The 26,030-nt window shown below is 34.6% G+C and carries 24 protein-coding genes; 15 read left to right on the top strand and 9 right to left on the bottom strand.

All coding sequences use genetic code 11. The features are described from left to right. Window positions 1-16 precede the first annotated feature (16 nt). The 3 genes from ACQY29_RS01565 (at window position 17) to dnaG (ending at window position 4,504) form a co-directional block, all read left to right on the top strand. Window positions 17-1,051: a hypothetical protein gene (locus ACQY29_RS01565; RefSeq protein WP_428223512.1), complete on the top strand. Its 1,035-nt coding sequence runs from the start codon at window positions 17-19 to the stop codon at window positions 1,049-1,051. 148 nt (window positions 1,052-1,199) lie between these two features. Further along, window positions 1,200-2,438 carry a hypothetical protein gene (locus ACQY29_RS01560; protein WP_428223511.1) on the top strand — a complete coding sequence of 413 codons (1,239 nt, stop codon included), beginning with the start codon at window positions 1,200-1,202 and terminating at the stop codon, window positions 2,436-2,438. 80 nt (window positions 2,439-2,518) lie between these two features. Then, window positions 2,519-4,504, top strand: a complete 1,986-nt coding sequence (dnaG, locus tag ACQY29_RS01555; protein WP_428223510.1) for a DNA primase — start codon at window positions 2,519-2,521, stop codon at window positions 4,502-4,504. Here dnaG and ACQY29_RS01550 read toward each other — a convergent pair. Beyond that, the gene (locus ACQY29_RS01550) at window positions 4,501-5,130 is read right to left on the bottom strand and encodes a LuxR C-terminal-related transcriptional regulator (protein WP_428223509.1); all 630 of its coding nucleotides are present in this window, start codon (window positions 5,128-5,130) and stop codon (window positions 4,501-4,503) included. The genes dnaG and ACQY29_RS01550 overlap by 4 nt on opposite strands. A gap of 287 nt (window positions 5,131-5,417) precedes the next feature. Next, entirely contained in the window at window positions 5,418-6,224 is an 807-nt protein-coding gene (gene nadE / locus ACQY29_RS01545) for an NAD(+) synthase (protein ID WP_428223508.1), read from the bottom strand. Window positions 6,225-6,319: 95 nt separating this feature from the next. Here nadE and gldB point away from each other — a divergent pair, with 95 nt between their 5' ends. Then, entirely contained in the window at window positions 6,320-7,285 is a 966-nt protein-coding gene (gene gldB, locus ACQY29_RS01540; protein WP_428223507.1) for a gliding motility lipoprotein GldB, read from the top strand. Window positions 7,286-7,436: 151 nt separating this feature from the next. After that, window positions 7,437-7,772, top strand: coding sequence for a gliding motility protein GldC (gldC, locus tag ACQY29_RS01535; RefSeq protein WP_428223506.1), 336 nt, complete (start codon window positions 7,437-7,439; stop codon window positions 7,770-7,772). A gap of 70 nt (window positions 7,773-7,842) precedes the next feature. Here gldC and yihA read toward each other — a convergent pair whose 3' ends face one another. From yihA to ACQY29_RS01500, 7 genes are all read right to left on the bottom strand, one after another. Beyond that, window positions 7,843-8,463 (bottom strand): ribosome biogenesis GTP-binding protein YihA/YsxC, encoded by a 621-nt coding sequence (gene yihA, locus ACQY29_RS01530; RefSeq protein WP_428223505.1) that lies wholly within the window; start codon window positions 8,461-8,463, stop codon window positions 7,843-7,845. Between the two features lie 55 nt (window positions 8,464-8,518). Next, entirely contained in the window at window positions 8,519-9,289 is a 771-nt protein-coding gene (locus ACQY29_RS01525) for an alpha/beta fold hydrolase (RefSeq protein WP_428223504.1), read from the bottom strand. A gap of 52 nt (window positions 9,290-9,341) precedes the next feature. Then, window positions 9,342-10,388 carry a hypothetical protein gene (locus ACQY29_RS01520; protein WP_428223503.1) on the bottom strand — a complete coding sequence of 349 codons (1,047 nt, stop codon included), beginning with the start codon at window positions 10,386-10,388 and terminating at the stop codon, window positions 9,342-9,344. Between the two features lies 1 nt (window position 10,389). Further along, window positions 10,390-11,412, bottom strand: coding sequence for a M43 family zinc metalloprotease (locus ACQY29_RS01515; protein WP_428223502.1), 1,023 nt, complete (start codon window positions 11,410-11,412; stop codon window positions 10,390-10,392). 33 nt (window positions 11,413-11,445) lie between these two features. Then, on the bottom strand, window positions 11,446-12,480 hold the full coding sequence (locus ACQY29_RS01510) for a M43 family zinc metalloprotease (RefSeq protein ID WP_428223501.1): 1,035 nt from the start codon (window positions 12,478-12,480) through the stop codon (window positions 11,446-11,448). Then, window positions 12,477-13,505, bottom strand: a complete 1,029-nt coding sequence (locus ACQY29_RS01505) for a M43 family zinc metalloprotease (protein ID WP_428223500.1) — start codon at window positions 13,503-13,505, stop codon at window positions 12,477-12,479. Before ACQY29_RS01505 ends, ACQY29_RS01510 begins: the two co-directional genes overlap by 4 nt. A gap of 78 nt (window positions 13,506-13,583) precedes the next feature. Further along, window positions 13,584-14,399, bottom strand: coding sequence for an outer membrane beta-barrel protein (locus tag ACQY29_RS01500; RefSeq protein ID WP_428223499.1), 816 nt, complete (start codon window positions 14,397-14,399; stop codon window positions 13,584-13,586). Between the two features lie 156 nt (window positions 14,400-14,555). Between ACQY29_RS01500 and ACQY29_RS01495 the strand changes: the two genes are divergently transcribed. From ACQY29_RS01495 to murD, 10 genes are all read left to right on the top strand, one after another. Continuing rightward, entirely contained in the window at window positions 14,556-16,058 is a 1,503-nt protein-coding gene (locus ACQY29_RS01495) for a thiol-activated cytolysin family protein (RefSeq protein ID WP_428223498.1), read from the top strand. A gap of 30 nt (window positions 16,059-16,088) precedes the next feature. Further along, window positions 16,089-17,585, top strand: coding sequence for a thiol-activated cytolysin family protein (locus ACQY29_RS01490; protein WP_428223497.1), 1,497 nt, complete (start codon window positions 16,089-16,091; stop codon window positions 17,583-17,585). A gap of 149 nt (window positions 17,586-17,734) precedes the next feature. Next, window positions 17,735-18,208, top strand: a complete 474-nt coding sequence (gene mraZ, locus ACQY29_RS01485; RefSeq protein ID WP_428223496.1) for a division/cell wall cluster transcriptional repressor MraZ — start codon at window positions 17,735-17,737, stop codon at window positions 18,206-18,208. Beyond that, window positions 18,183-19,091 carry a 16S rRNA (cytosine(1402)-N(4))-methyltransferase RsmH gene (gene rsmH / locus ACQY29_RS01480; RefSeq protein ID WP_428225857.1) on the top strand — a complete coding sequence of 303 codons (909 nt, stop codon included), beginning with the start codon at window positions 18,183-18,185 and terminating at the stop codon, window positions 19,089-19,091. The genes mraZ and rsmH overlap by 26 nt, the downstream gene beginning before the upstream one ends. A 15-nt stretch (window positions 19,092-19,106) precedes the next feature. After that, entirely contained in the window at window positions 19,107-19,448 is a 342-nt protein-coding gene (locus ACQY29_RS01475; RefSeq protein ID WP_428223495.1) for an FtsL-like putative cell division protein, read from the top strand. Further along, window positions 19,439-21,439 (top strand): penicillin-binding protein, encoded by a 2,001-nt coding sequence (locus tag ACQY29_RS01470; protein ID WP_428223494.1) that lies wholly within the window; start codon window positions 19,439-19,441, stop codon window positions 21,437-21,439. Before ACQY29_RS01475 ends, ACQY29_RS01470 begins: the two co-directional genes overlap by 10 nt. Then, complete coding sequence (locus ACQY29_RS01465; RefSeq protein WP_428223493.1) at window positions 21,440-22,900, top strand: UDP-N-acetylmuramoyl-L-alanyl-D-glutamate--2,6-diaminopimelate ligase; 1,461 nt, start codon at window positions 21,440-21,442, stop codon at window positions 22,898-22,900. 78 nt (window positions 22,901-22,978) lie between these two features. Further along, window positions 22,979-24,208 carry a phospho-N-acetylmuramoyl-pentapeptide-transferase gene (gene mraY / locus ACQY29_RS01460; RefSeq protein WP_428223492.1) on the top strand — a complete coding sequence of 410 codons (1,230 nt, stop codon included), beginning with the start codon at window positions 22,979-22,981 and terminating at the stop codon, window positions 24,206-24,208. Between the two features lie 20 nt (window positions 24,209-24,228). Further along, on the top strand, window positions 24,229-24,582 hold the full coding sequence (locus ACQY29_RS01455) for a four helix bundle protein (RefSeq protein ID WP_428223491.1): 354 nt from the start codon (window positions 24,229-24,231) through the stop codon (window positions 24,580-24,582). Window positions 24,583-24,616: 34 nt separating this feature from the next. After that, complete coding sequence (gene murD, locus ACQY29_RS01450; protein WP_428223490.1) at window positions 24,617-25,951, top strand: UDP-N-acetylmuramoyl-L-alanine--D-glutamate ligase; 1,335 nt, start codon at window positions 24,617-24,619, stop codon at window positions 25,949-25,951. The last annotated feature ends 79 nt before the right edge of the window (window positions 25,952-26,030 follow it).

Below are 26,030 nucleotides of genomic sequence, written 5' to 3'. Positions count from 1 at the left end.
TCATAAAACGAACAGTATGAAAAATTTTATTATTTATTTAGGGATTTTAATTATGGCTGCCACCATTAAAGTTTTTGGGCAAGAGAGTTTTGAACATAGAGCTAAAATTATTGCTTTGCAAATTGAAAAAATTACTCAGGAAGAGAAGGTAGCATTGAAAGAAAAAATTGCTGCGGTTAATACGCAACTAGAACAAGGAAAGTTAACTAGCGAACAAGCAGATGAAGAAAAATTAAAATACGCTCAAGAATCTGCAAAAATTATAGAAGAGCGTGTGTTAGTAGAACAAAATAAATTGACCATTTTAGTTAAAGAAAAAGTAGATGGAGAAATTGCATTGACTGATACAAGTAGTGCTAAAAAGAAAATTACTATCAAATGGAATAAGAAAAAGGATAAAATTTTCGGTAATGAAAAGCGCAACATTACAGAGTTCGTTTTTGCTATGGGACTCAATAACGTAGTTACAAATGGAGCTGTGGCAAATTCAGATTTTAGGTATTATGGGTCGCATTTTTATGAAGTAGGATTGATGATGAATAGCCGTTTGTTGAAGAGTAATAACTTGTATCATTTGCGCTATGGTTTGACACTTCAGTATAATAACTTGCGACCTACTGATAATCGTCAGTTTGTAGAGGTTAACCAAAACACGGAGTTACAAAATGCACCTTTCGAGTTAAAAGATTCAAGGTTTAAAAATGTAAATCTTGTTGCACCTGTATATTTTGAATTTGATTTTTCAAAAAACAAAAAAATTGATGGCAAAGAGTTTTTTAGAACTCATCAAGGAATACGAGTTGGGTTTGGTGGGCATATAGGATTGAATGTGTCTTCGAAGCAATATTTAGAATTTGAACAAAATGGTCATGATTTTTCACAAACAGAATGTGGTAATTTTAATACTAATAAATGGGTATATGGTGTAGGGTGTTACATAGGTCATGAGGATATGAGTTTGTATCTCAAATATGACTTAAATCCTGTTTTTACGGCTAACCCTGTAAAGCAAAATAATATCTCACTAGGAGTCCGATTTGATTTTAATTAATTATTTTGGTATGATTTTTGAAAAATGTCTCATTATGAGGTTTTTTTTAATTTTATTAACAATAGAATAATATAATAACTTTGATATTATTAAAACTAAGGTTAATTTTGTAGCCTCTTTTTTTTAAAAAAAATTATACCATCAGAAAATGAAGAAAATTGTACTAGGGTTGGTTTTATTTGGTTCGATGTCCTTAGCGGCACAAAAAAATCAAGGAATTGTAGGTGACTTTAATTGGTTTAGTAATTGGACTAATTTTAAGCCTAAAACTACTGAGTATGCTGCGCCAAGTAGGATTATAAATGGGGAGATTTCTGAGAATACTACACTCAAAAAGGGAACTTATTCCTTAATGGGGTCCGTTTATGTAACTAATGGAGCTGTATTAACTTTAGAACCAGGAGTGGTTGTGCGTGGCGATACAGATTCTAATGGAACTTTGATTGTAACTAAAGGTTGTAAGTTGATGGCTGTGGGTACTGAAACAGATCCTATTGTTTTTACTTCTGGCAAATCTTCCTTTGATAGAAAGGCTGGTGACTGGGGTGGGATTATTTTATATGGTGATGCCTCTGTAAATCGTTGGGGAGGGCAAATAGCATCTATTTATGATCCAAATCCTAAATATAATTTATTTGGAGGAACAAATGAAAATGGTAGCGCAGGTATGTTAAAATATGTGCGAATTGAATTTGCAGGTAAAAAAGTTAACGAAAAAACCATGTTGAATGGTTTGACTCTAGGGGCTGTTGGGAAAGGTACAAAAATTGAGTATTTGCAAATCAGTTTAGCTAAAGATGATGCAATAGAAGCCGTAGGAGGAAATTTTGATATGAGTAATATTATTTCTTTTCAGAATGCGGATGATGATTTCGATTTTTCTATGGGGACCCAATGTGTAATGAGTAATTCGATTGCAATTCGTAATCCTTATATTTCAGATAATACACGCTCTCGAGTATTTGAAATCGATTCATATGATAAGTTAGAAAACTTCGATCCTACAAAGAAAAAAACGGTTATTAAAGCTGTTAATGTGACCATGGTGAGTAATGAGGATAATGCTATGGGCTTAGTTAAAGAGGCTGTTTCGCTTAAGTATGATTCTTTTTTTGAAATGGACAAATGTGTTATTTCGGGGTTTGCATGTGTAGTCGCTTTGGATGATAAATATTTGCAGGGCGAAAATTACAAGCAATTAAAAATGAAAAATTGTTTAATAGATAATTGTCAGGAGCTAATAACTAATGAAGCTTTAGTTAAGTCTGAAGTCCCTTCGGACTGGTTTTCTTCTAATGATAAATTAAATTTTGTATCGCGCGTTGGTTTGTTAGAGTTGTTTAAAAGTAATGACGTGAAAAAGAAACCTGATTTTAGATTGAAATAAAAAATATAAACGCTTCCCTACGGAGGCGTTTTTCTTTTCTGGGAAAACCGTATATTTGAAACCCTTTTTATTTTTTTATTGTGATTTCCAAGAATACTATAGAAACTGTTTTTGAAACCGCTCGTGTAGAGGAGGTTATTGGTGATTTTGTGCAACTCAAAAGAGCGGGTACGAATTTGAAAGGGTTGAGTCCTTTTTCTGATGAAAAATCGCCCTCCTTTATGGTTTCGCCGGTAAAACAAATTTGGAAAGATTTTAGTTCAGGTAAAGGAGGAAATGCAGTGACTTTCTTAATGGAGCACGAGCATTTTTCGTATCCTGAAGCCATTCGGTATTTAGCTAAAAAATACAATATTGAAATTGAAGAAACAGTGCAATCGACAGAGCAAATTGCAGAAGCGAATGACAGAGAGAGTATGTATTTGGTCTCGGAATATGCACAAAAGTTTTTTCAGGATAAGATGCTGACTTCCGATGAAGGTCAGGCTATCGGCTTGTCCTATTTCAAAGAACGGGGTTTTACTTTAGAAACTATCAAAAAATTTGGATTAGGCTATTCGCCAGAAGCTTGGGATGTGTTTACCAAAGAAGCGTTGGGAAAAGGATATAAACTGGAGTTTTTAGAGAAAACAGGATTGACTATACCCAAGGAAGATGGTAGGCACTTTGATCGTTTCAAAGGTCGCGTGATGTTCCCTATTCAGAGTATGTCGGGGCGCGTGCTGGGTTTTGGTGGACGTATTTTGACCAATGATAAAAAAGTAGCTAAATATGTCAACTCACCCGAAAGTGAAATCTACCATAAATCGAAAGTGCTTTATGGCATTTTCTATGCAAAACAAGCCATAGCTAAGCTGGATAATTGCTTCCTGTGTGAGGGGTATACCGATGTAATACAAATGCATCAGGCAGGGATTGAAAATGTTGTGGCTTCTTCAGGAACAGCCCTTACACCAGATCAGATTCGATTAATCAATCGATTGACTAAAAATGTTACGGTACTTTTTGATGGCGATGCCGCAGGTTTGCGTGCTTCCATTCGTGGAATTGACTTAATTCTCGAAGAAGGGATGAATGTAAAAGTATGTACTTTTCCTGATGGTGATGATCCTGATAGCTTTGCAAAGAAAACCCCTCAAGATCAGCTTGTAAAGTATTTGGAAGAGAATGCAATGGATTTTATTCAGTTCAAAGCATCTTTATTGATGAAAGAAGCCAAGAACGACCCGATAAAAAAAGCTGATTTGATTCGCGATATGGTTACTAGTATTTCTAAAATACCTGATCGTATCAAACGTGAAATATACATCCAGGAATGCTCGCGTATTATGGATATCTCAGAAGAGGTATTGTTTAATACATTGGCACAATTGGTGCAAAAAGAAATTGTTGACACTGGAAAAAAACTTAAACAGGAACAAAAAGAAAAAGTATTTGAGGTTGTAAATAATCAAGCTGATCAAGTTCAATCTAAAGTGGATGTGCAAAATCAGTTGGAAAGAAGACTCATTGAAATTTTACTTTTATATGGTAATGCCGAAGAAGAGTTTGCTGATTATGTGTATAAAGCTGCCGATGATGGGGAACTGAAAGAAGTTAAGGAAATGAATGTATATAAAGTCTATCAACGTATCTATTTGAGTTTACAGGAAGATGAGGTTGAATTGGCAAATCCATTGTTTCGATCTATATTTAATGAGGTGATAAATTATTACCATCAAAATGAAAAATTTGAAATTGAGCATTTTTTAATGCAATTAACATCAGAAATGGCTCAAGAAGTAACTTCTATTTTGATGGAAGATGAAAAGATGAGTTTGCATAATTGGGAAGTAAAGTTGATTTATGTTAAGCTAAAAGATCAAACTATTGGGCAATATGTTACAGAAACTATATTGACGCTACGTTGGTATCTAGTAAATAAAATTATTGAGGAAGTAAAACACCAAATATCTCCTGATCCCAATGTGGATAATTCGGAGATATTAGCATTAGTCATGGATTATTCCAAGCTTGTCGGTAATTTTTCAAGTAAACTCGGGAGGGTAATGTCCCGCTATAGTTAAACGATTTCTAATGTTTTGGCTTTGTTAACTAAGTCAACTAAATTGGTTACATTTAATTTAGCTAGTAATCTTAATTTATAAGTACTAATTGTTTTCTCATTAAGATTTAATGCCTCAGCTACTTCCTTGTTCTTTTTTCCGTTTGATAAATAACGCAAGACCTCAATTTCACGAGAAGAAAGTTTACGGTATAAACGTTCAGACTTTGATTGTTTTGAAATCAATGCCATGTTGCGCTTCACAGCTTCACTAAAAATCACCGCGCCTCGATTGACTTTTATAATTGTTGAAGCTAAACTTTCTAATTTTTCTGTCTTTTCGACAAAAGAAGATACGCCTGCTTTAATTGCATTTGGAGCGTATACCTGTTCGTTTAAACTTGAAAATAAAATAATTTTCAGTTTGGGGTGATTTTGCAACAACGTTTTTATCGCGTTAATACTCGTCAGACCATTTAATTCCAAATCCATCACTAAAACATCTAATTCCTTACGTTTTAGCATTTCCTCTACCATATCAAAGTTGTCGACGATTCCAACCAAGGTAATGTCTGAATGTTCTTTGAAATAGGCTTTAATACCATAGTGCACCACCGGATGATTATCCGCAAGACCGATCTTTACCATACCTCATCGATTTAAAATTGTGTAAGTACAAATTTACAAATAAAAATATAATTAACTGGAAATCAATCCGAAAAAATGTTTTTTCGTTTGGGTTCCTTAAAAATAGGTTTCAAAAAATATGCCATAAATTCTTACTTTTTGTAGAAATAAATGGAAGTGCATAATTGTGGAAGGCTTTTGTCTTGTAAGCGACATCTTTGTAGATGCCTATTTTGGGATTCAAAATAACATTTTGAATCCCAATTATTATATCAAGTCACTATGTGAGTGATAAAAATCGAAGTTGCTTATTTATACTCCTCAGGAATCACACATACTGGAATCGGATGCATTTTGTGTTGGTTGATGGTATTTAAACGTTTGTAAATATCGAATACTTGTTTTTCTCTACCTTCAAAATTTTCTGACTTTTTCCCAGCTTCCATTTGTGCCATTGCCCATTCTAACTCTTCGTAATTGGCGCCTAATTGGTCTTCGTCGCTGCGGTCATCGCCAAATAATCCATCGGTAGGTTTGGCTTCTAATATCGATTGAGGTACGCCCACATATTTTGCTAAAGCGCGTACATCACTTTTTAATAAATCAGCTATCGGACTTACATCGACACCGCCATCGCCATATTTAGTAAAGAAACCTACTCCAAAATCTTCTACCTTGTTACCAGTTCCTGCAACTAAATAACCATGTAAACCTGCCAAATAGTATAACGAGACCATACGCAAACGCGAACGGGTGTTGGCTAAAGAAAGGTGTAGTTTGGCGTCATTATCCGAGCTTGGGACTTCTGATTTAAAAGTTTCAAAAACAGGGGTCAAGTCTACACGGGTATCGGATACATTCGGGAAACGTTCTTTAAGTTGGTTGATGTGTTCGTAAGCTCTATTCACATGACTAGGAGCTTGATGTATCGGCATTTCTACACATAAGGTAGGGAAACCAGTTTGTGCACAAAGTGTAGAAGTTAAAGCGGAGTCTATTCCTCCAGAAATTCCAATCACAAAACCATTTACTTTGGCATTTTCGGCATAAGTTTTAAGCCAGTTCACAATATGGGAATTAACTTTCTCTACATTAATAGTGCTTATTTTTTGCATAACGATGATAGTATTAAAAACGAATGTATATTTGCAAAAATAATAAATTTAAATCCATTTCGTTTCTTCAAAATGAGAACGATAAAATTGAATAGATGAAGAAATTTTTCACCATAGCTTTATTGGGATTAACCTTGTTTTCGTGTAAGAAGAATGACAAAGTGAAAGCCGAAGCAGAAGAAATTAAACTTGCGGTAACTGTTGACCGTTATGACCAAGCTTTTTTTGAGTCTAAACCACAAGATTTGCCAAAATTGAAAGCGCAATATCCTGATTTTTTCCCTCAAGGAATTGACGAACGCTTTTTGATGGATAAAATGCAAAATCCAATGTGGCGTCAGTTGTATGCTGAGGTGCAAAAAAGATATAGTAATTTTGATTTGGAAAAAGAGAATCTGGAAAGTATTTTTAAGTACTTACAGTTTTATTTTCCAAAAACGCAAGTGCCTAAAGTGGTTACTGTAATTCAGGATATGGACCCAGAATACAAAGTAATCTATTCGCCTCAAAAAAAGGTTTTAATTATTTCTTTAGAATTGTATTTAGGGAAAGAACATAAGTTTTATGAATTTCCTGATTTCATGAAAAAAACGTTTGAACCTGCGCAAATGATGCCTGATGTGGTGGATGCGATTGCGTTTACTAAAGTAAAACCACCAACGGATAGAGATTTTCTTTCACAGATGATTTATGCGGGTAAGAAATTGTATTTAAAAGAGGTGTTGTTGCCTAAGGTTTCTGATGAAGATAAAATGTGTTATACCACAGAAGAGTTGAAATGGTGTGAAGAGAATGATGAAAATATGTGGCGCTTTATGGTGGAGGAGAAGTTGTTGTATGATACAAATCCAATGTTGGTAACCAAATTAATTGCGCCAGGGCCTTTTTCAAAATTTGGACTTGAAAGTGATAATCAAACCCCTCCTAGAGTGGCTACCTGGATAGGTTGGCAGATTGTTAAAGCCTATATGGATAATAATGAGGTTTCAGTGGCAGAGTTGATGACTAAGGATGCTAAAGAAATCTTCCAAAAATCAAAATACAAGCCAGTTAAGAATTAGTGTTCAGTAATCAGTGTTCAGTGCTCAGTTGCTGTACTGAGTGGAATATAGTAATCGAGAAAATAGTAATAAATATAAATCAAGATTCGGAGTTTGGTTTTTTGTTGAATTCAGAAATCTAAAATCTAAAATCTAAAATCTAAAATCTAAAATGTCAATAGTAAAAACCTCAGATATTAATTTTAAAATTTCATTAGACGAGAATCATGTGCCAGAAAAATTACATTGGACGGCTAAAGACGGTGGCGTAGCTAATGAAGAAGCAAAAGCTATCATGTTGAATATTTGGGATAGTAATGCTAAAGAAACCATGCGCATTGATTTATGGACTAAAGATATGCCTGTGGATGAAATGAAAGTGTTTTTCCACCAAACTTTAGTAGCAATGGCAGATACATTTGAGCGTGCTACTGCTGATGAAAAAATGAGTGCTACGATGCGTGATTTCTGTGAGTATTTTGCTGAGAAGTTAGAATTGCAAAAATAGTTCTAAGAAATAGTTAAACAAAAAAAGGAATCCGTGAAGATTCCTTTTTTTGTAAGTGTTGTACTAACGATTATACAAAATCATCATTACTGAATATTTCCTGATTTACACTGTCAATGTAATTTAATACTTCATCACGTCCCACAGCATCTAAAGAAGAGGTTACAAAGTGTTGTGGCATTTCTTCCCAGTTGTTCGCTAGTAATGCTTTGCGGTAGGCCGCAACATGTTGTTCGGTTTTTCCTTTGCTAATTTTATCAGCTTTGGTGAAAATGATGCAAAAAGGAACACCTGCTTCTCCTAAATAATTGATAAACTCAATATCGATTTTTTGAGCTTCATGACGGATGTCAATTAATACAAAGGCACATACTAATTGTTCTCTTTTTTCAAAATAATCAGTAATGAATTTCTGGAAAATTTCCTTCGTTTTTTTAGAAACTCTCGCGTAACCATAACCCGGTAAATCCACTAAAAACCAATTGTTATTGATTTTAAAGTGATTGATTAATTGGGTTTTTCCAGGACGCGACGAGGTTTTTGCTAAGTTTTTATGATTTGTTAGCATATTGATTAAGGAAGATTTTCCAACATTGGACCTTCCAATAAATGCATATTCAGGAATACGGTCTTGTGGGCATTTGCTCACTACGGAATTACTGACTATAAACTCGGCGGTATTGATTTTCATAAGATACTTATTGTAATATAAAACAAATTCCCCTTTCAAGAAAAAGGGGAAATCATTAATGTTTATGTTCTGCTTTGGTTGCTAACCATTCTTCCAGAATTCTGTTGAATTCGTCAGGATGTTCCATCATGGCGGCATGACCGCATTGGTCTATCCAATATAAGGTAGAATTAGGGAGTAAGCGATGGAATTCTTCGGCTACATCTGGAGGGGTTACTTTATCTTGTTTGCCCCAAATGATACCCGTAGGGACATGCATTTTTGGCAAGTCTTTTGCCATATTGTGGCGAATAGCACTTTTGGCAATCGTTAAGGTTTTTAAAAGTTTGATACGGTCGTTTACGGTAGCATACACTTCATCTACAATTTCCTTAGTGGCAACCTCTGGATTGTAAAACACATCTTGCGCTTTTTTCTTGATGTATTCGTAATCCCCACGTTTCGGATAGCTTTCGCCCATAGCGCTTTCGTATAAGCCAGAGCTACCGGTAATCACTAATCCACAAACTTTTTCAGGAAAAAGCTTTGTGAAATATAATCCTATATGTCCTCCTAATGAGTTTCCAACTAAAACCACCCGGTCATACCCTTTGTAATCGATGAAATTTTTAAGGTAAACTGCAAATGCTTTTACATTGGTTTTTAATATGTTTTGTGTGTATAAGGGCAGTTCAGGGATAACCACTTTGTATCCTTTGCTGGGAAAGTATTCGGCTACTCCGCCAAAATTACTTAAACCTCCCATCAAACCGTGTAAAATAACAATTGGAGTCCCTTCTCCTGCTTCGAAATATTTGTACTTGCCGTCTTCTATTAAGTGCTCCACTTTAATTTTTTATGCAAATATAATGTTTTATGATTTCTTAAGTGTAAATAAATTATTTCAAAAGTAATTTGTTTATATAATTTGTATAGATCGGAATTTCATTTTTTAAAGCATTTTTACTACGAATATAGTTGAAGAAGTAGTAAGGCGGGATTTGTTGTAAAATACCTTCTGATTTATAAAAGTTGTAGACCTCTTCTATTGAATTTAAAATATAGCTCCCTTTTGCTGTTATCGCTAAAAGTTTTCCATCTATGTTAAGGACAGCATTTTCATAGGGTAATAATTCAGGATCGTTAACTGATTTGAGTTCTCCAGGGTGTGCAATTAAATAGCTCAGGTAGTTGGTTTGAGCTCCGTGCCTAATAGTTGAATATGGTGAACTATGTCTTCTTCCCAAATGGTTATTGGTTTTTTTTAGTCGCTCTGTATCGCTAAATAAAGCAGCAGTGGTTAGTTGATTAATAGTTGAAAGTTCTTCAGGAGTGTTTGCTAATATTCGAATGTTTTTTTTTAGTAAATCATGCATATCGTAATCTCCTGTGTAAAGACTTTTGGTGTTTTTTGTTTTATTAAGCTCAACTAGGGCACTTTTTTCTTCATTAGTTACGGTCCATACTTTTTTGAGTTCAGGTATTTCGCTTTGATCATCTTTTTCACGATGTCCTATAAAACCTTTGAGCTTTTCAAATTCCGAATCTTTGATATTGTACGTGTAACTTGTTCTTCTTTCTTTTATTGATTTATCTAATACATCATGACCTTTGCACGGGTTTCCATTTTTGATTCTTGAAATAGTATGTTTCCCTGCATTTCGAAGTGTGAGTGTAATATTGTTTTTTTTACAGTACTCTTCTATACCTGTAAAATGCTCATATACTATAAAACCTTGTTCTTCTACAGTTCTTTTATTTGTAATAGGCGATGGTTTTTTGAATGGAACAAGTTGATCCATTGTTTTAATGACATTCAAGCGTATTTCTTCTACACTTAACGCCTTGGATTTAGTATCGTAACTTTTAGTTGTTGTATTTATTTCATCTGCTGAATTACAGCTTAAAACTAAGGATATAGACGCAAGAATAAGTTTTTTTTTCATTTTATTTTTTTGTTCCTAATTCACTATTATATTTTCCTTTTTGGAAAAAGTATCTCATTCTATTGATTTGTCCGTTGGTGAAAAAACATCTTACATCATGAGGAGTATAATCCATATAGTTCATAAACATCTGATTGAAGTTTTGACCGTGACAATTGTCAAAATAAGGATATTTTAAATAATCATAATGAAAATATGCCTGAGTAGGGGTGTCACTAACTTTATCGTCACCACAATTTACCTCATTAAATTTACTATCTACTCCTGTCATGTGGTACAAGCCTAAACAATGACCCACTTCGTGTGTTAGTGTTTTAGATCGGTTGTGCGTTTTGTAAGTTATATGAGACTCTTTTTCATAGAAGAAAATTTCTCTGGTTGTCACCACACCAAAATCTGATTTACTAGAACTGTTGTCAACCCCTGGGTTGATCGCAAATCCTGTTATTTCTTCATCATCATCAAGTGACGGATCAGAAATTGCGTCTAAAATCCAGATGTTTAGGTAGAAGTTACCATTTCCGCCCATAATCCCATCACCCAGTTTATAGTCGTTGCCGTTAGCATCCCAAACTTTTATACGCGTAGTTTTTCGATTTATTTTTTTAACAAAAAAACTTATTCCGGAAGGTTCAGACATCCCAAATCGAATGAAAGGTAATGGAAGATTAAAAGGGATTTCAGGATCCTCTCCTTTGAAATTTTGATTCAATATATCTACTTGTTTTTGAACCTGTGCATCCGTTATTTTTTTAGTTTTTGCAGTTTCAAGAATATTGAAAATTAAACCTATTTTTCGTACTGATTTTGGGTATATTTTGGTTGGGTTATAATCATACTCCACCCAAGGATCAATTTTTCGCTCCGTTGATTCGTTGTTAATCTTGTCTGTAAGACAAAACTCATTCCCTTTTATATTTTGATCTTGTTCGGTAGGTTGTTCGGTAAGTTGTTCTTTGTTACATGACAATTGTAAACAAGTTAAAGCTAATATTGATGTGTTTTTAATGTAGTTTCTAATCATATTCTATATTTTAACTATTTGTAATCGAAACACTTATTTTGGAAGTGTTGCTGCCATTAATTTTCGTTCCGCATTTTTACCCCAAAAACTTTGTCTCCACATTCTTTCCGTTTGCCCTTTTGTAAATATGTATAGCATACTTTCGTCTGAATAATCCATGTAGTTAACAACCATTTGATAGTTGCTTTTGCCATTGCAGGTCTCTTTGAATGGTAGTTTAAATGTGCCTTTATGAAGTTTCTCTGCTGGAGGGGTATCAGCCACAAAGTCATCACCACAAGGCATTTCTTCTTTTCCTATTAGATGATGTAAGCCGAGGTAATGGCCTACTTCATGTACTAAGTTTTTTCCTTTTTGGTCCTTCATCGTTTTTATTTTTCCGCTTATCGGGTTTAGGAAAGCTCTAATACCTCTATTTGTCTCTGGGAACGTAACACTGTTAATAGCTATACCATCCCACTCAGCTCCTGCGTCAATGGGATTTGAGCTTAATCCTAGATTTATGCTGCTAGTGGGAAGAACATCATTTTCATCAACTACTATAAGACCATCTATTACCCAAATATTTAAATTTTTCCATGGATTTACAGGATCTAAACCACCTTCTGATTTTTTTCTTGGATTGGGATATTTTTTAAAATCATTCCAAAACGACCAAATTTTTTGATTTGTATGTTTTGCTTCCGCCTCTTCGAGTACAAAACGGATTTTTGTGTCTTTGGTTTTTACACTGTTGAAAATTACATTGATTAAAGGTGAACCTCCATGATCCTTCCCACTAAACGCTTTATTCAAGGCATCCATTTGTGCTCTAATATCAGAACTTGTTATTTGAGGGATTTTTGAATTATATAAAATGTGAAAGTAAACGGGTATGGTAACCGTTTTCATATTCTCTAAATTAAAAATATCTTCGTCTGGTTTGTTGTTTTTTTCTGTTCCTTTTTGTGGTAGTACTTTACAGTTACCTATTAGGGGTTGGTTTGTTTCAAAAACGGTGAGCTCATCTTCCTTTTGGCAGGAAAGAATATAAAAAGATATTAGAAATATTTTTACAATTCTTTTCATTCTATCATTTTCTTACGTTTCGCATCTGTTCCATAAAAGCAAAGTTTCCACATTTCATTTACCTGCCCTTTGGTAAACATATATCGAATTTCATCGTCTGTATAATCCATCATGTTCATAAACATTTGAAAGTTTGCTTTGCCATCGCATTTTTCAGTAAAGGGGAGTAGTGGTTTACCTGAATGAAGTTTTTGAGCAGGTGGAGTATCTTCTATGTCATCATCACCACAAGGTATATCAAGTGGGCCAAGTAAATGGTCTAAACCTAAATAATGACCTACTTCGTGTGGTAGAGCTCTACCTAGCCTTGCTGATATTGTTTTCTTTTCATTGGTAAATGGATTTATGAATGTTCTGGTTTTTTCCTGTGCATTAGGAAGTCCTAAATTGCTTAGTAATATACCGTCATAATCAAGATTTTCAGCATCAAATGGACTGGATGATTTTCCTAATGTAAATGCTTTATCGTTTGGGTTGTAAGTTTTGTCAAGAATCATACCTTCCAGCACCCAAACGTTAATCGTTTTTTCTGGTGAATAAGGACGTGATCCCCCTTCAGATTCATTTTTTGCATCTGAGTATTTTTTGAATATTTTTAAACCTGACCATACATTACTATTTGTTTTTTTAAAACGTATACCTTCTAGGATAAATCGTATTTTGGTATCTTTAGAGCGTACGTTTTCAAACCTTACATTGGCTAATTTTGCTGCGCCCGTTGCTTTGCCACTAAAACATTTGTTTAGTTCCGTCATTTGCAGTTCAATGTCTTTTGCTGTTACCGTTGGGGTTTTACCACTGTATAGAATATGAAAATACACAGGTAAAGTAATAGGCTTTTGTTTGTTTATGTCAAAAGTTGCATCTGCTAAATCAGTTGAGGTTTGTTTGTTTACTTTTTCTGTGCAATTAGTGTTTTGAATTAGTGTTCCTTCCTGAGGTGTTAAAGGTGATAATTCATCTTCCTTTTGGCAGGAAATAATTAAGAGTAAGGAAAAGGCTAATATGGTTTTTTTTAATTTCATGAGCGCAGTAAAGAAAGTTAAACGGAGAGATTTTAAAAAAAGGACCTCATAATTGTACAACTATGAGGCTTTTTTATATTAGAATTTATACATAAGTCCAAAAGTGTCAATCATAAATATACTCTGTATATTTCCTATATTGGTTTCGAATTTAGTTTTATGAGTTTGATTGTTGTTTTGATATGTTATGGTATAGTCGTTATACTGTATTATATCATTTAAACCTACTGTCAGTGCTAGTTTTTTGGTTATAAAATAACCTGCACCTATAGATAAGGTTGCTCTAGTTCCTTTTGTATTAAAACTTGTTGCGATATCGTTTGTGTTAGATTTCGATCCAACAACTCCCGCATCTAAATCCATATTTACAAAATATCTAGTTTTGTTTAATGGAATATATCTTGCAGATAGTAAGTAGCTATTTGTACTTTCATCTGTTTTTTGAGAATTTGCCTCATTCGAATTATCTGTTGAGCTCTTACTGTAAAAACTTAATTTTGCTCCTAATTGAAAATTGTCACTTATTGAATAGTGAAATTGAGGGGCAAATGTAATACTCGGCTCAGCACTGCTTTCTGTTATTTTTCCGTCTACCGTTTTGGTCGTCTTTTTTGAGTTGTAAATTAAACTAAAAGCTATCGTTTTATTACCCTTCTCAAAAGCTTTTGCTGGTTTTTCTATTTCTTTATTAGGACTAACTTCTATATTAGAAACAACTACTGGATTTTTTTCGATTATTTTTTCAGTAACGATTTCCTCTTTAGTTGTTATTGTTTCAGGTTTTTTTGTTATTTCTGTTTTAGTAGGTACGGCGTTTTTTGTTGGTTTTCTTGTTTGTGCAGTTACAAAGTTTAAACTGCTTAAAATCAATAATGCAATTGTAAATTTTTTCATTAGGCTAATTTTTAAAATTTGGGATGTGCAAACTTATACTCTTTTTGAATTCTTTTGTTTCTCAGTTTTGTAGAAATATTTCTATTAATCTTTTGTTAAAAAAGCTAAGGTAAGTTGTGAAAGTTGTGCTTACTTTGACAACCCAAATTTTTTAATATGAAGAAAATTTTATTCTCACTTTTTGTGCTGACCATGCTTGGTTGCGAAGCAGATTCTGTCAGTATCGATCGAACGTCTCAGGATGCAACACCAGTAGAAGATAATAACAGTCTTTTTAAAACTCTGGAAGATTTGATTACTCCAACTCCTAAGCCTCCAATTTCTATAGGGGATCCGGTTGTTGTTGATCAGGATGATAATTATGAATATCTAGAACAGTTAACAGAAGAGGCAGATGCCATTCCTGAAGTTAATTTATTAGACTCTAAGTCTGATATTTTTTATCCGGGTGCTTTGTTTGATGGGCAAAGTGTTTTAGATGCTCGTTATGAACCTATTGTTGTGCCACGTAATAAAATCACAATTTCTACTTCATTAAATGGTTCCGGAAATGTTGTTACTACAGAAGTTGAAAATCCTAAATTGTCAACCGTAAGGCAAGCTGTAAATAAATTAATTACACAAGATTTTGATGTGCCTCCTGCTAATATGAGCTATGATATATCTGAGGTTCACGATGAAAATCAGTTGCGCATTGCTTTAGGTGCGGCCTATGAAGGAGGAATTGGGAGTATTAAAGGTAGTTTTGATTTTTCTAAACGTAGCAAGGTTTCAAGAACAGTTTTTAAATTTAAGCAAATATATTATACGTTAGATTTAGACTTGCCTAAAACTCCTGCTGACTTTTTTACTTCTCCTTTGGAATCCTCAATTTTTAAAGGGAAAACGCCTGTTTATGTTTCTTCGGTGACTTACGGTCGTCAAATTTATTTAATGGTTGAGTCATCAATGAGTGCTCTTGAGGTTAAAGCTTCGTTACAAGGGATGTTTAGTTCATCTGTTGGTCAGTTTTCGGCATCTGCTGAAGCTGAATTTAATAAATTGTCTTCTAAATCATCTATCAAATCAGTTGTAGTTGGTGGTGGAGCAGGATCTGCGGCTTCAAATATTGGTTCTCTAGCTGATTTAAAAACTTTGGTTTCTGATGGTGGTAAATTTGGTAAAAGTAATCCAGGAGTTGCTATATCATATACTTTAAGAACTTTGAAAGAGAATAAGAAATTTGTAACGGTATTAGGGGCTAAATTTAAAAAGGCTATTGCTAGACCTAGAAAGCCTAAAGCATTTAATTGTGTTGTGCGATTAAATAAAGTTGAGGATACTTTTGGATATGAAATTGGGTGTAGTCCTTTTGCATTAGATAAATTTATTGGCTCAGAATTGGTTTCTACCAAAGATACAGATGTGAGGAAAAATGAATATTTATTAAACGTATCTTATGAAAATGGAAAAATTGTATTCAGGAGTAAAAGTGTTTTTATTACTGGAAAATTGACTTTTTCTATTGATAATGAAGAGTTATTTAAGAAATATTATGAAACTAAAAGCGGTGCTGTTTTTCCTGATCCAGGTATTCAGGTAAAAGGGTCGTATAATGGAGGACTTTCTTCATATTCTGCTTATATAACGGTACTGAATTATGAGCCTATTTATGAATAATTTTTTATTTTTTAATTTAAAATGTGTGTAATGAATATTAGATATTATTTGTTTTTAATGGCTTCACTTTTATTGTCTTGCGAAGCTGATAATGTGGATGCATATAGTCTTCCAAAAGGAGCCTCGGATGAAGCTAATAATGAAGTAGTTGCTAAATTAAATGATTTAGAAAATCCACCTATTCAAGCTCCCATACCTATTGGAGATCCTGTTAATGTAGGTGAAGATGCTGAGAACTTGTTCTATGAGCAGTCTTATGAGGAAGCTGATGATATACCAGAGTTGAATTTGTTGGATACTAAATCAGATATTTTTTATCCTGGAGCTTTATTTGACGGACAGAGTGTCTTAGATGCACGCTACGAACCTATTGCAGTGGATCGTAACAATATAATAATTTCAACATCTTTAAATGGTTCGGGGCAAGAAGTGTCAGTTAATGTGGAAAATCCAAAATTATCTACGGTGAGGGCGGCAGTTAATAATTTAATTTCACAAGATTTTGATGTGCCACCAGCAAATATGACTTATGATATAACAGAAGTGCATGACGAAAATCAATTACGCATTGCTTTAGGTGCTGCGTATGAAGGTGGGATTGGTAGTATTAAAGGGAGTTTTGATTTTTCTAAAAGAGGTAAAATATCAAGAACAGTTTTTAAATTTAAGCAGATTTATTATACATTAGATTTAGATTTGCCTAATAGTCCTTCTGATTTTTTTAAAGGTGAACTAAATCCTGAGGTTTTCAAAGGGAAGACTCCGGTTTATGTCTCTTCTGTAACTTTTGGGCGTCAAATTTTCTTAACGGTTGAGTCATCAATGAGTGCAACAGAGGTCAAAGCTTCTTTACAAGCAATGTTTAAATTTGGTGGTCAATTTACGGCAAACGCTGAAGTGGAATTTTCTAAAATATCAAGTTCCTCTTCAATTAAATCAACTGTTGTTGGAGGAGGTGCCGGATCAGCGGCTACAAATATAGGCTCTTTGGCTGATTTGAAAAGTTTAGTTGCTGAGGGAGGAAAGTTTGGTAAGGACAACCCAGGGGTTCCTGTTTCTTATACGTTACGTACATTGAAGGATAATAAAAAATTTGTAACGGTTCTAGGAGCCAAATATAAAAAAGCTTTTTTTAGACCTAAACCTTTCAAATCTTTTGATGCAAGATTTAGAGTAATGGATATAGTTGATACTTTTGTGGATGATGTTGCTCCTTCAAATTTTGATCTCGTTAAAGTATGGGGTAATGGTTCTAAATCGTCTGAAAACACTAGAAAATTCAGTTATGTTTCCTTGAAGCAAATCAATTTTGATGACGAAAAAATTTATTATAAGGCTAATTTGCGTGGACAAGATGTTTATTTTTTTGTTCCTTTTAGTAAGATTAAAAATAAATATGATAAATGTAAATGTGATTGGTTATTCACGGATTCAGAACCTTTAAGGATTCAGGGTGAAAATGAAGCGGGTGTCAAAACTGAATTTTATTTGAGTTTAGAAATTTCAAGTTTTAAGGCGATCTACTAGTTTTTATAGGTTTTATTCTTTGAAAAAGAAAAGGAAGCATACGCTTCCTTTTCTTTTTTTTTATAATTTATCAACAAAGTGGTAGTTTGTGGTAAAATGTGGTAAAAATATTTCTATCTTTGTCATTATTCACTACAAAGTGTAACTCCTTGAATACCATAGTAGGAACATATGAATGTAAGGCAGATGCTAAGGGCAGGTTAATGTTACCGGTGGCTCTCAAGAATCAATTGGCCGCATCGTTGCAGGATGGATTCGTGCTAAAACGCTCTGTTTTTCAGCAATGTTTGGAGTTATATCCTATGAGTGAATGGAACGTAATGATGCAAAAAATTAACAAGCTGAATCGTTTCAATAAAAAGCATAACGATTTTATCCGTCGTTTTACAGCGGGGGTTCGTATGGTGGAAATTGATGCAACAGGACGTTTGTTAGTGCCTAAGGATTTGGCGGTTTTTGCAAATATTACAAGCAATGTAGTCTTGTCTTCAGCGGTGAATATCTTGGAGATTTGGGATAAAGAGTTGTATGATAAAGCTATTGATGATGCAGAAATTGATTTTGCAGATTTGGCTGAGGAAGTAATGGGGGATTTAAATTTTGATGACAATGGAATATCATAATCCGGTTTTATTAAAAGAGACGGTAGATGGTTTGAATATCAAACCGGATGGCATATATGTAGATGTAACCTTTGGTGGTGGTGGGCATTCGAGAGAAATTTTATCTCGATTAGGTCCTAATGGAAAATTGTTTGCCTTTGACCAAGATGAAGATGCTTGGGCGAATGCTATAGACGACCCGAGATTTACCTTAATAAAGGAGAATTTTAGATTTTTAAAAAATTTCCTTCGCTTTCATGGGATTCGTAAAGTAGATGGGATTTTAGGTGATTTTGGTGTTTCCTCTCATCAGTTTGATGTGCCCGAAAGAGGATTTTCTACTCGTTTTGATGGAGCTCTTGATATGCGAATGAATCAAAAAAGTGAATTAAGCGCATACACAGTAGTAAACGAGTACGACGATATCAATTTACGTCGTATTTTTTTCGAATATGGTGAGTTGAAAAATGCTTCTGCCTTGGCTAGAACCATCATTGAATCTAGAGACCAAGAACGTATCGTGAATACGGAAGATTTAAAGCAGGTACTAGCTAAACATTTGCCAGGACATAAAGCGAATAAAATTTTAGCACAAATTTATCAGGCTATCCGTATAGAAGTGAACCAAGAAATGGAGGTTTTAAAAGAGTTTTTAGAACAATCTTTAGAAGTTTTAAATGTGGGCGGTCGTTTGAGTGTGATTTCGTATCATTCGTTAGAAGATAGATTGGTGAAGCGTTTTGTTAAAAACGGTATGTTTGAAGGAGAGCCTGAGCGTGATATGTTTGGTCGTTTTGAAGTGCCTTTCAAATCTATAGGGAAATTGATAGTGCCTACAGAAGAAGAAATTAAGATAAATAATAGAGCACGTAGTGCCAAATTGCGCATTGCAGAAAAGATGTAATCGATAGCTTTTACAATGAAAAATAAAATTTTCAACATACTAAAAGCGCGTTATCTTCTGAATGAAGACGCCTCCAAAAACTGGATTTTCATCCTGTATTTGTTGGTTTTGGCTATTGTTATGATTGCAAATACGCATAGTTATGAAAAAAAGGTGTTCCGAATTGCTGAATTGAATAATGAAGTAAAAGAACTACGGTCTGAATTTGTAGACAGACGTTCGGAATTAATGAAAATAAAAATGGAGTCGAATGTAGCGGATAAAATGGCAAAATTACAAATTGTGCCGTCATCAGTTCCTCCAAAAAAAATTAAAGTAGCAAAAGAAAAATCGGCTTGGGAAAAGCTATGGCAGTAGAAGACAGAAACATATTAAAACGTATTTATGTGGTGGCATTCGTCATTTTGATGATGTCATCAGCTGTTGCTATTAAGCTAACCAATATCCAGTGGGTTGAAGGAGATTATTATCGAAAATTAGCACAAGAGCGTACTATCAAAAACTTCGTAATTCCGGCTAATCGTGGTAATGTGTATTCTTCTGACGGGAGTTTGTTAGCTACTTCCATCCCAGAATATACCATCCGTTTTGATGCTTGTGCACCCTCGCAAGAGAATTTTGATAAGCATATTAAAGGATTGTCTGATTCATTGGCAGTAGTTTTAAAAAAATCGAGTAGTGTTTTGCTAAACGATTTTCGCAAAGCACGTGCACACAAGAATCGTTATATGTTGGTGGGACGCAAATTGAGTTATACCGAACATGCCACTATTAAAGGTTTTCCTCTTTTCAATCTAGGGGCTTACAAAGGCGGAATTATCATTGAGCAAGAAACGGTACGTGAACATCCTATTGGTAAAATTGCTGAAAGAACCATCGGTTACGAACGTTTTAACGATGCTGGTTTGCTAACGCGTGTGGGTATTGAAGGGGCTTTTGGTCAATATTTAAAAGGAAAAGACGGAAAAGTTTTAAAACAAAAAATAGCTAAAGGTCAGTGGAAACCTATTCGTGATAATAATGAAGTAGAACCCGTAGATGGTTACGATGTGGTTTCTACCATAGATGTATATATACAAGATATAGCGCACCATGCGTTGCTTAAACAATTAGAGTTATACGAAGCGGAACACGGTTGTGCGGTGGTGATGGAAACCAAAACAGGAAACATCAAAGCGATTTCAAACTTAGGGCGTGCAGGCGATGGGTCGTATTATGAGACCATTAATTATGCCGTAGCGGAATCGCACGAACCTGGTTCGACCTTTAAATTAGTGGATGTTATAGCGTTATTAGAAGATAAAAAAATAGATACAAGCAAGATTTATAATACCTATGGCGGACAAGTAACGTACCGTAACCGAAAAGTACGTGATTCGCATGAGGGCGGGTATGGTAAAATTTCATTAGCTCGTGGATTTGAAGTGTCTTCTAATACGGTGTTAGTGCAAGCGGTGTATGAAAATTACAAAGAAAACCCAAGTCAGTTTGTTAATCATATCAACCGTTTTGGGTTGAATCAGTCCTTAGGCTTGCCTTTTAAAGGAGAAGGTAGACCAAGGATTCCACAACCTGGTGAAAATGGTTGGAGTCGTATTTCATTACCTTGGATGGCTATGGGTTATGGGGTTGCGGTTACGCCTTTACAAACATTGACCTTATACAATGCTGTAGCGAATAACGGGATAATGGTGAAACCAAAATTTGTGCAGGAAGTAAAAGAATGGAATAAAATTGTTAAAACTTTTGATACAGAAGTAATCAATTCTAGAATTTGTTCTGACGGAACTTTGAAAAAAGTACGTGCGATGTTGCAAAATGTGGTGAAAAGAGGAACAGCTTCTAAATTGTATTCAAAAGATTTTTCGATGGCGGGTAAAACAGGTACAGCACAGATTAATTACCACAAGGGCGATACACACATGTATTATGCATCTTCGTTCGCAGGTTATTTTCCTGCCGAAAATCCAGCCTATTCTTGTATTGTAGTCATTCACAAACCGAATACGTCTAACAATAATTATTATGGAGCGGATGTAGCGGGACCTGTTTTTAAGCGTATTGCTCAGAAAGTATTTACCGATGTGCCTTCCACGGATGTGATTAAAACATTGCAACGTAAGGTTAAAAATCAAGAGAAAAGTTATATCACTTATAACGATAAATTGAATAAAAAACCAACCGTAATTCCTAATCTAAAAGGGATGCCAGGCATGGATGCCGTAGCCTTGTTAGAAAATTTAGGGATGAAGGTAAAAGCCGTTGGTTTTGGAAAAGTAAAAAAACAATCTATTCAGGCAGGACAGCCTATTAGAAAGAATAATATAATCGTATTAGAATTGTCGTAAATGAATTTAAAAGACATTTTATATAAAGTTGCTATCGAAGCAGTTCATGGTTCTACAGAGGTGGAAGTGAATCAGATTCATTTTGATTCTCGAAAAATTGAGAACAATGATGTCTTTGTAGCTATCAAAGGAACCTTGTCTGACGGACACACGTTTATTGATAAAGCGATTAGTTTAGGCGCTACGGTGGTAGTTTGCGAGGTTATGCCGAATAATCTTTTAGCGCAAATTACCTATGTGCAAGTAAAAGATACCAATGAAGCTTTAGCGCATTTGGCTACTAATTATTACGATAATCCATCGGCAAAATTGCAATTGGTAGGAGTTACAGGAACGAATGGAAAGACAACCATTGCTTCGTTGTTGTACCAAATGTTTAAAAAAGCAGGTTATAAAGTAGGATTATTATCTACCGTAAAAATCATGGTAGATGATGTTGAACATAAAGCAACGCATACTACGCCTGACTCATTGACTATAAATTATTATATGGAGCAAATGCTAAAAGCAGGTTGTACCTATTGTTTTATGGAAGTGAGTTCGCACGGGGTGCATCAAAAACGTACCGAAGGCTTAACTTTTGCAGGTGGCGTTTTTACTAATTTGTCACATGACCATTTGGATTATCATGATACGTTTGCAGAGTATCGCGATGTGAAAAAGTCATTTTTCGACCATTTGCCAAAAACCGCTTTTGCCTTGGTGAATAGCGATGATAAAAATGGGCCAGTCATGTTACAAAATACGCAGGCTAGAAAATTGACTTATGCTTTGAAAACCTATGCGGATTATAAAGCACTTATTTTAGAGAATCAATTGACAGGCTTGCAATTAAAAATCAACGACCAAGAAGTTTGGACACGGTTAATTGGAAACTTTAATGCCTATAATTTATTGGCTATTTATGGTGTAGCGGTAGAATTAGGCATCGAAAAATTAGAGGCGTTACGTTTATTGTCAGAATTAGAAAGTGTTTCGGGGAGATTTCAATTTATTGTTTCTAAAGAAAAAATCACGGCTATTGTAGATTATGCACATACGCCCGATGCTTTAGAAAATGTGTTGCACACCATCAATGATATTCGTACGAAAAACGAACAATTGATTACTCTTGTGGGCTGTGGTGGAGACAGAGATAAAACCAAGCGTCCTATCATGGCAAAAATTGCTACAGAAATGAGTACGCAAGCCATTTTGACCTCTGATAACCCACGTACGGAAGACCCAGCAGTGATTCTGTCAGAGATGGAAGCGGGGATAGCGCCTGAAAATTTCAAAAAGTTTATCACTATCCAAGATAGAAAGCAGGCCATTAAAACGGCTTGTCAAATGGCGGAAAGAGGAGATATTATCCTTATTGCTGGCAAAGGACATGAAACTTATCAAGAAATCAACGGTGTACGTCATGATTTTGATGATATGCAGATTGTAAAAGAAATGTTAGAACAGTTTAATAAATAATTTGTTTAATGTTTAAAGTTTCATGTTCCAAGTTATTGGAGGAAACCTTAAACCTTGAACCTTAAACAAAATAGAACAATGTTATATTACTTATTCGAATATTTAGACAAAGTACTTGATGTTCCAGGAACGGGGGTATTTCAATATATTACGTTTCGTTCGGCTATAGCCATCATTATGTCGTTATTGCTTTCTACCATTTATGGGAAAAAAGTCATCGGCTATTTGCGTAAACTTCAAATTGGAGAAACCGTGCGCGAATTAGGGCTAGAGGGACAAACACAAAAAGCGGGTACGCCTACTATGGGAGGTATCATTATCATTTTTTCTACGTTGATTCCCGTGTTGTTATTGGCACGCTTAGATAATATTTATGTGATATTGTTGATAGTTTCTATGCTTTGGATGGGATTAATTGGTTTTTTAGATGATTATATCAAAGTATTCAAAAAAGACAAAGAAGGCTTAAAGGGGATTTTTAAAGTATTCGGGCAAGTAGGTTTAGGGGTATTTGTGGGAGCGGTATTGTATTTCCATCCACAAGTAACGGTTCGTAAAGAGGTTGCTAAAGCGAAAATTGAAATCAACGATATGCAAAATACCATCAAACCAATGATGGTGGAAGAAAAATCGACTGCGACGACTATTCCTTTCTTTAAAAACAACGAATTTGATTACGCTGAACTGATTTCATGGGCGGGTGATGACTACCGTGATTATGCTTGGTTAATTTTTATTCCTGTGGTAATTTTTATCATCACGGCAGTTTCTAATGGAGCAAACCTTACTGATGGTATCGACGGTCTTGCTGCGGGAACATCAGCTATTTCTGTCATCGCACTTGGAGTGTTTACGTTTGTATCAGGAAATATCATTTTCTCTAATTATTTGAACATCATGTTCATTCCGCATTCTGGGGAAATGACCGTTTTTATCGCCGCATTTGTGGGGTCCTTGGTTGGGTTTTTATGGTACAACAGTTTTCCAGCAGCAGTTTTTATGGGCGATACAGGAAGTTTGACTATTGGTGGAGTCATTGCGGTTTTAGCTATTGCGGTTCGAAAAGAAATGTTGATTCCTGTGATTTGTGGGATTTTCTTAGCCGAAAATTTATCGGTGGTGTTGCAAGTTGCCTATTTTAAATATACTAAGAAAAAATATGGCGAAGGACGTCGCATCTTTTTGATGTCGCCTTTGCACCATCATTATCAGAAAAAAGGGTATCATGAAAGTAAAATTGTAACCCGTTTTTGGATTGTAGGAATTTTATTAGCCATTGTATCAATCATAACGTTGAAACTTAGGTAATTTAAAATTCAAAATTAAAAATGAAAGAAAATCTAATTCAAAAAAAGTCTTTCGCTTTCTCAGTAAGAATAGTTAAGCTCTATAAAAATTTAGTTGAAAATAAAAGAGAGTTTGTGCTTAGCAAGCAATTGTTGAGAAGCGGTACTTCGATAGGAGCTAATATAGAAGAATCTATTGGGGGGAGGTCAGAAAAGGATTTTTTATTCAAAGTAGAAATTGCATATAAAGAAGCTAGAGAAACAATTTATTGGTTGAAGCTTTTAAAAGAAACAGATTATATAAGTGTTGAAGAATTTAATGAGGTACATAATCTTGCAGATGAAGTTTGTAGGATATTGGCTAAAATTATCATCACAGTAAAAAATAAGGTCTAGTAATTTTTAATTCTTAATTCTCAAATTTTAATTGATGAGTAGACTTGTAGTATTAGGTGGAGGAGAAAGCGGTGTTGGTACCGCCATCCTTGGCAAGAAAAAGGGTTACGAAGTTTTTGTGTCTGACTTCGGAAAAATAAAAGATACTTACAAAGAGGTTTTATCGCTTCATAAAATAAAATTTGAAGATGAAAAACATACGGAGGACTTGATTTTAAATGCAGATGTGGTCATGAAAAGTCCCGGTATTCCAGATAAAGCTCCCATTGTAAAAAAATTACTAGAGAAAAACGTTCCTATTCTTTCTGAAATCGAATTCACAAATCAATATACTGAGGCTGTAACGGTGGGTATTACAGGTAGTAATGGAAAAACCACCACGACCATGCTAACCTATCATTTGTTAAAACAAGGTGGGTTAAATGTAGGTTTGGCTGGGAACATCGGTAAAAGTTATGCCTGGCAAGTTGCCGACGGGAAATACGATACTTATGTATTGGAGTTGAGTAGTTTTCAATTGGATGGCGTAGAAACTTACAAACCTCATATTGCCATTATCACGAATATAAGTCCTGACCATTTGGATAGATATGAATATAAATATGAAAATTATATTGCTTCCAAGTTTAGGATAACCATGAATCAAACCGAAGAAGACTATTTGATTTATGATGCAGATGATGAAGCGATAGGGAATTGGTTGAAAAATAATACGACTAAAGCCCAACTGATTCCGTTTTCGATTTCACAGCAATTAGAATTCGGAGCCTATTTAGAAAACGATAAAATAATATTCAAGATAACAAACGAAACATTTGATATGTCAGTAAACGAATTGTCATTAGAAGGAAAACATAACGTAAAAAATGCTATGGCAGCAGCTACAGTAGCCCAATTATTAAAAATTAGAAAATCGACTATCCGTGAGAGTTTGTCTGATTTTCAAGCTGTAGAGCATCGTTTGGAAAAAGTATTGAAAATTAACAATGTGCAGTATATCAACGATTCTAAAGCAACTAATGTCAATGCTACTTTCTTTGCCTTAGATAGTATGACGACGCCAACGGTTTGGATTGTTGGTGGTGTGGATAAAGGAAATGATTATGCTGAGTTATTGCCTTTGGTAAATGAAAAAGTAAAAGCTATCGTTTGTTTGGGTGTTGACAATCAGAAAATCAAAGAAACATTCAGTAATATCGTTGATGAGTTAGTAGAAGCTGATTCGATGAACGAAGCGGTAAAATTAGCTTACCGTTTAGCTGAAAAAGGAGATGCGGTTTTATTATCGCCTGCTTGTGCAAGTTTCGACTTGTTTGAGAATTACGAAGATAGAGGACGTCAGTTTAAACATGCTGTGCAAAATTTGTAAAAGAGTTTTTAAGCGTTTAAAAGTTTAAAAGTTTAAAAGTTTAGAAGTTTAGAAGTTTAGAAGTTTAGAAGTTTAGAAG

It is taken from the genome of Flavobacterium sp. (assembly GCF_965262375.1).
GTDB lineage: Bacteria > Bacteroidota > Bacteroidia > Flavobacteriales > Flavobacteriaceae > Flavobacterium.
The sequence above is the reverse complement of the archived record's forward strand: the minus strand, read 5'-3'. Positions and strand labels throughout refer to the sequence as shown.

Bases quoted from the DNA above. Each gene is read 5' to 3' on its own strand.
- ACQY29_RS01565 (WP_428223512.1), top strand. From the start codon at position 17: ATGAAAAATTTTATTATTTATTTAGGGATTTTAATTATGGCTGCCACC.
- ACQY29_RS01560 (WP_428223511.1), top strand. From the start codon at position 1,200: ATGAAGAAAATTGTACTAGGGTTGGTTTTATTTGGTTCGATGTCCTTA.
- ACQY29_RS01550 (WP_428223509.1), bottom strand. From the start codon at position 5,130: ATGGTAAAGATCGGTCTTGCGGATAATCATCCGGTGGTGCACTATGGT.
- nadE (WP_428223508.1), bottom strand. From the start codon at position 6,224: ATGCAAAAAATAAGCACTATTAATGTAGAGAAAGTTAATTCCCATATT.
- gldB (WP_428223507.1), top strand. From the start codon at position 6,320: ATGAAGAAATTTTTCACCATAGCTTTATTGGGATTAACCTTGTTTTCG.
- gldC (WP_428223506.1), top strand. From the start codon at position 7,437: ATGTCAATAGTAAAAACCTCAGATATTAATTTTAAAATTTCATTAGAC.
- yihA (WP_428223505.1), bottom strand. From the start codon at position 8,463: ATGAAAATCAATACCGCCGAGTTTATAGTCAGTAATTCCGTAGTGAGC.
- ACQY29_RS01520 (WP_428223503.1), bottom strand. From the start codon at position 10,388: ATGAAAAAAAAACTTATTCTTGCGTCTATATCCTTAGTTTTAAGCTGT.
- ACQY29_RS01515 (WP_428223502.1), bottom strand. From the start codon at position 11,412: ATGATTAGAAACTACATTAAAAACACATCAATATTAGCTTTAACTTGT.
- ACQY29_RS01510 (WP_428223501.1), bottom strand. From the start codon at position 12,480: ATGAAAAGAATTGTAAAAATATTTCTAATATCTTTTTATATTCTTTCC.
- ACQY29_RS01505 (WP_428223500.1), bottom strand. From the start codon at position 13,505: ATGAAATTAAAAAAAACCATATTAGCCTTTTCCTTACTCTTAATTATT.
- ACQY29_RS01500 (WP_428223499.1), bottom strand. From the start codon at position 14,399: ATGAAAAAATTTACAATTGCATTATTGATTTTAAGCAGTTTAAACTTT.
- ACQY29_RS01495 (WP_428223498.1), top strand. From the start codon at position 14,556: ATGAAGAAAATTTTATTCTCACTTTTTGTGCTGACCATGCTTGGTTGC.
- ACQY29_RS01490 (WP_428223497.1), top strand. From the start codon at position 16,089: ATGAATATTAGATATTATTTGTTTTTAATGGCTTCACTTTTATTGTCT.
- ACQY29_RS01475 (WP_428223495.1), top strand. From the start codon at position 19,107: ATGAAAAATAAAATTTTCAACATACTAAAAGCGCGTTATCTTCTGAAT.
- ACQY29_RS01470 (WP_428223494.1), top strand. From the start codon at position 19,439: ATGGCAGTAGAAGACAGAAACATATTAAAACGTATTTATGTGGTGGCA.
- ACQY29_RS01465 (WP_428223493.1), top strand. From the start codon at position 21,440: ATGAATTTAAAAGACATTTTATATAAAGTTGCTATCGAAGCAGTTCAT.
- mraY (WP_428223492.1), top strand. From the start codon at position 22,979: ATGTTATATTACTTATTCGAATATTTAGACAAAGTACTTGATGTTCCA.
- ACQY29_RS01455 (WP_428223491.1), top strand. From the start codon at position 24,229: ATGAAAGAAAATCTAATTCAAAAAAAGTCTTTCGCTTTCTCAGTAAGA.
- murD (WP_428223490.1), top strand. From the start codon at position 24,617: ATGAGTAGACTTGTAGTATTAGGTGGAGGAGAAAGCGGTGTTGGTACC.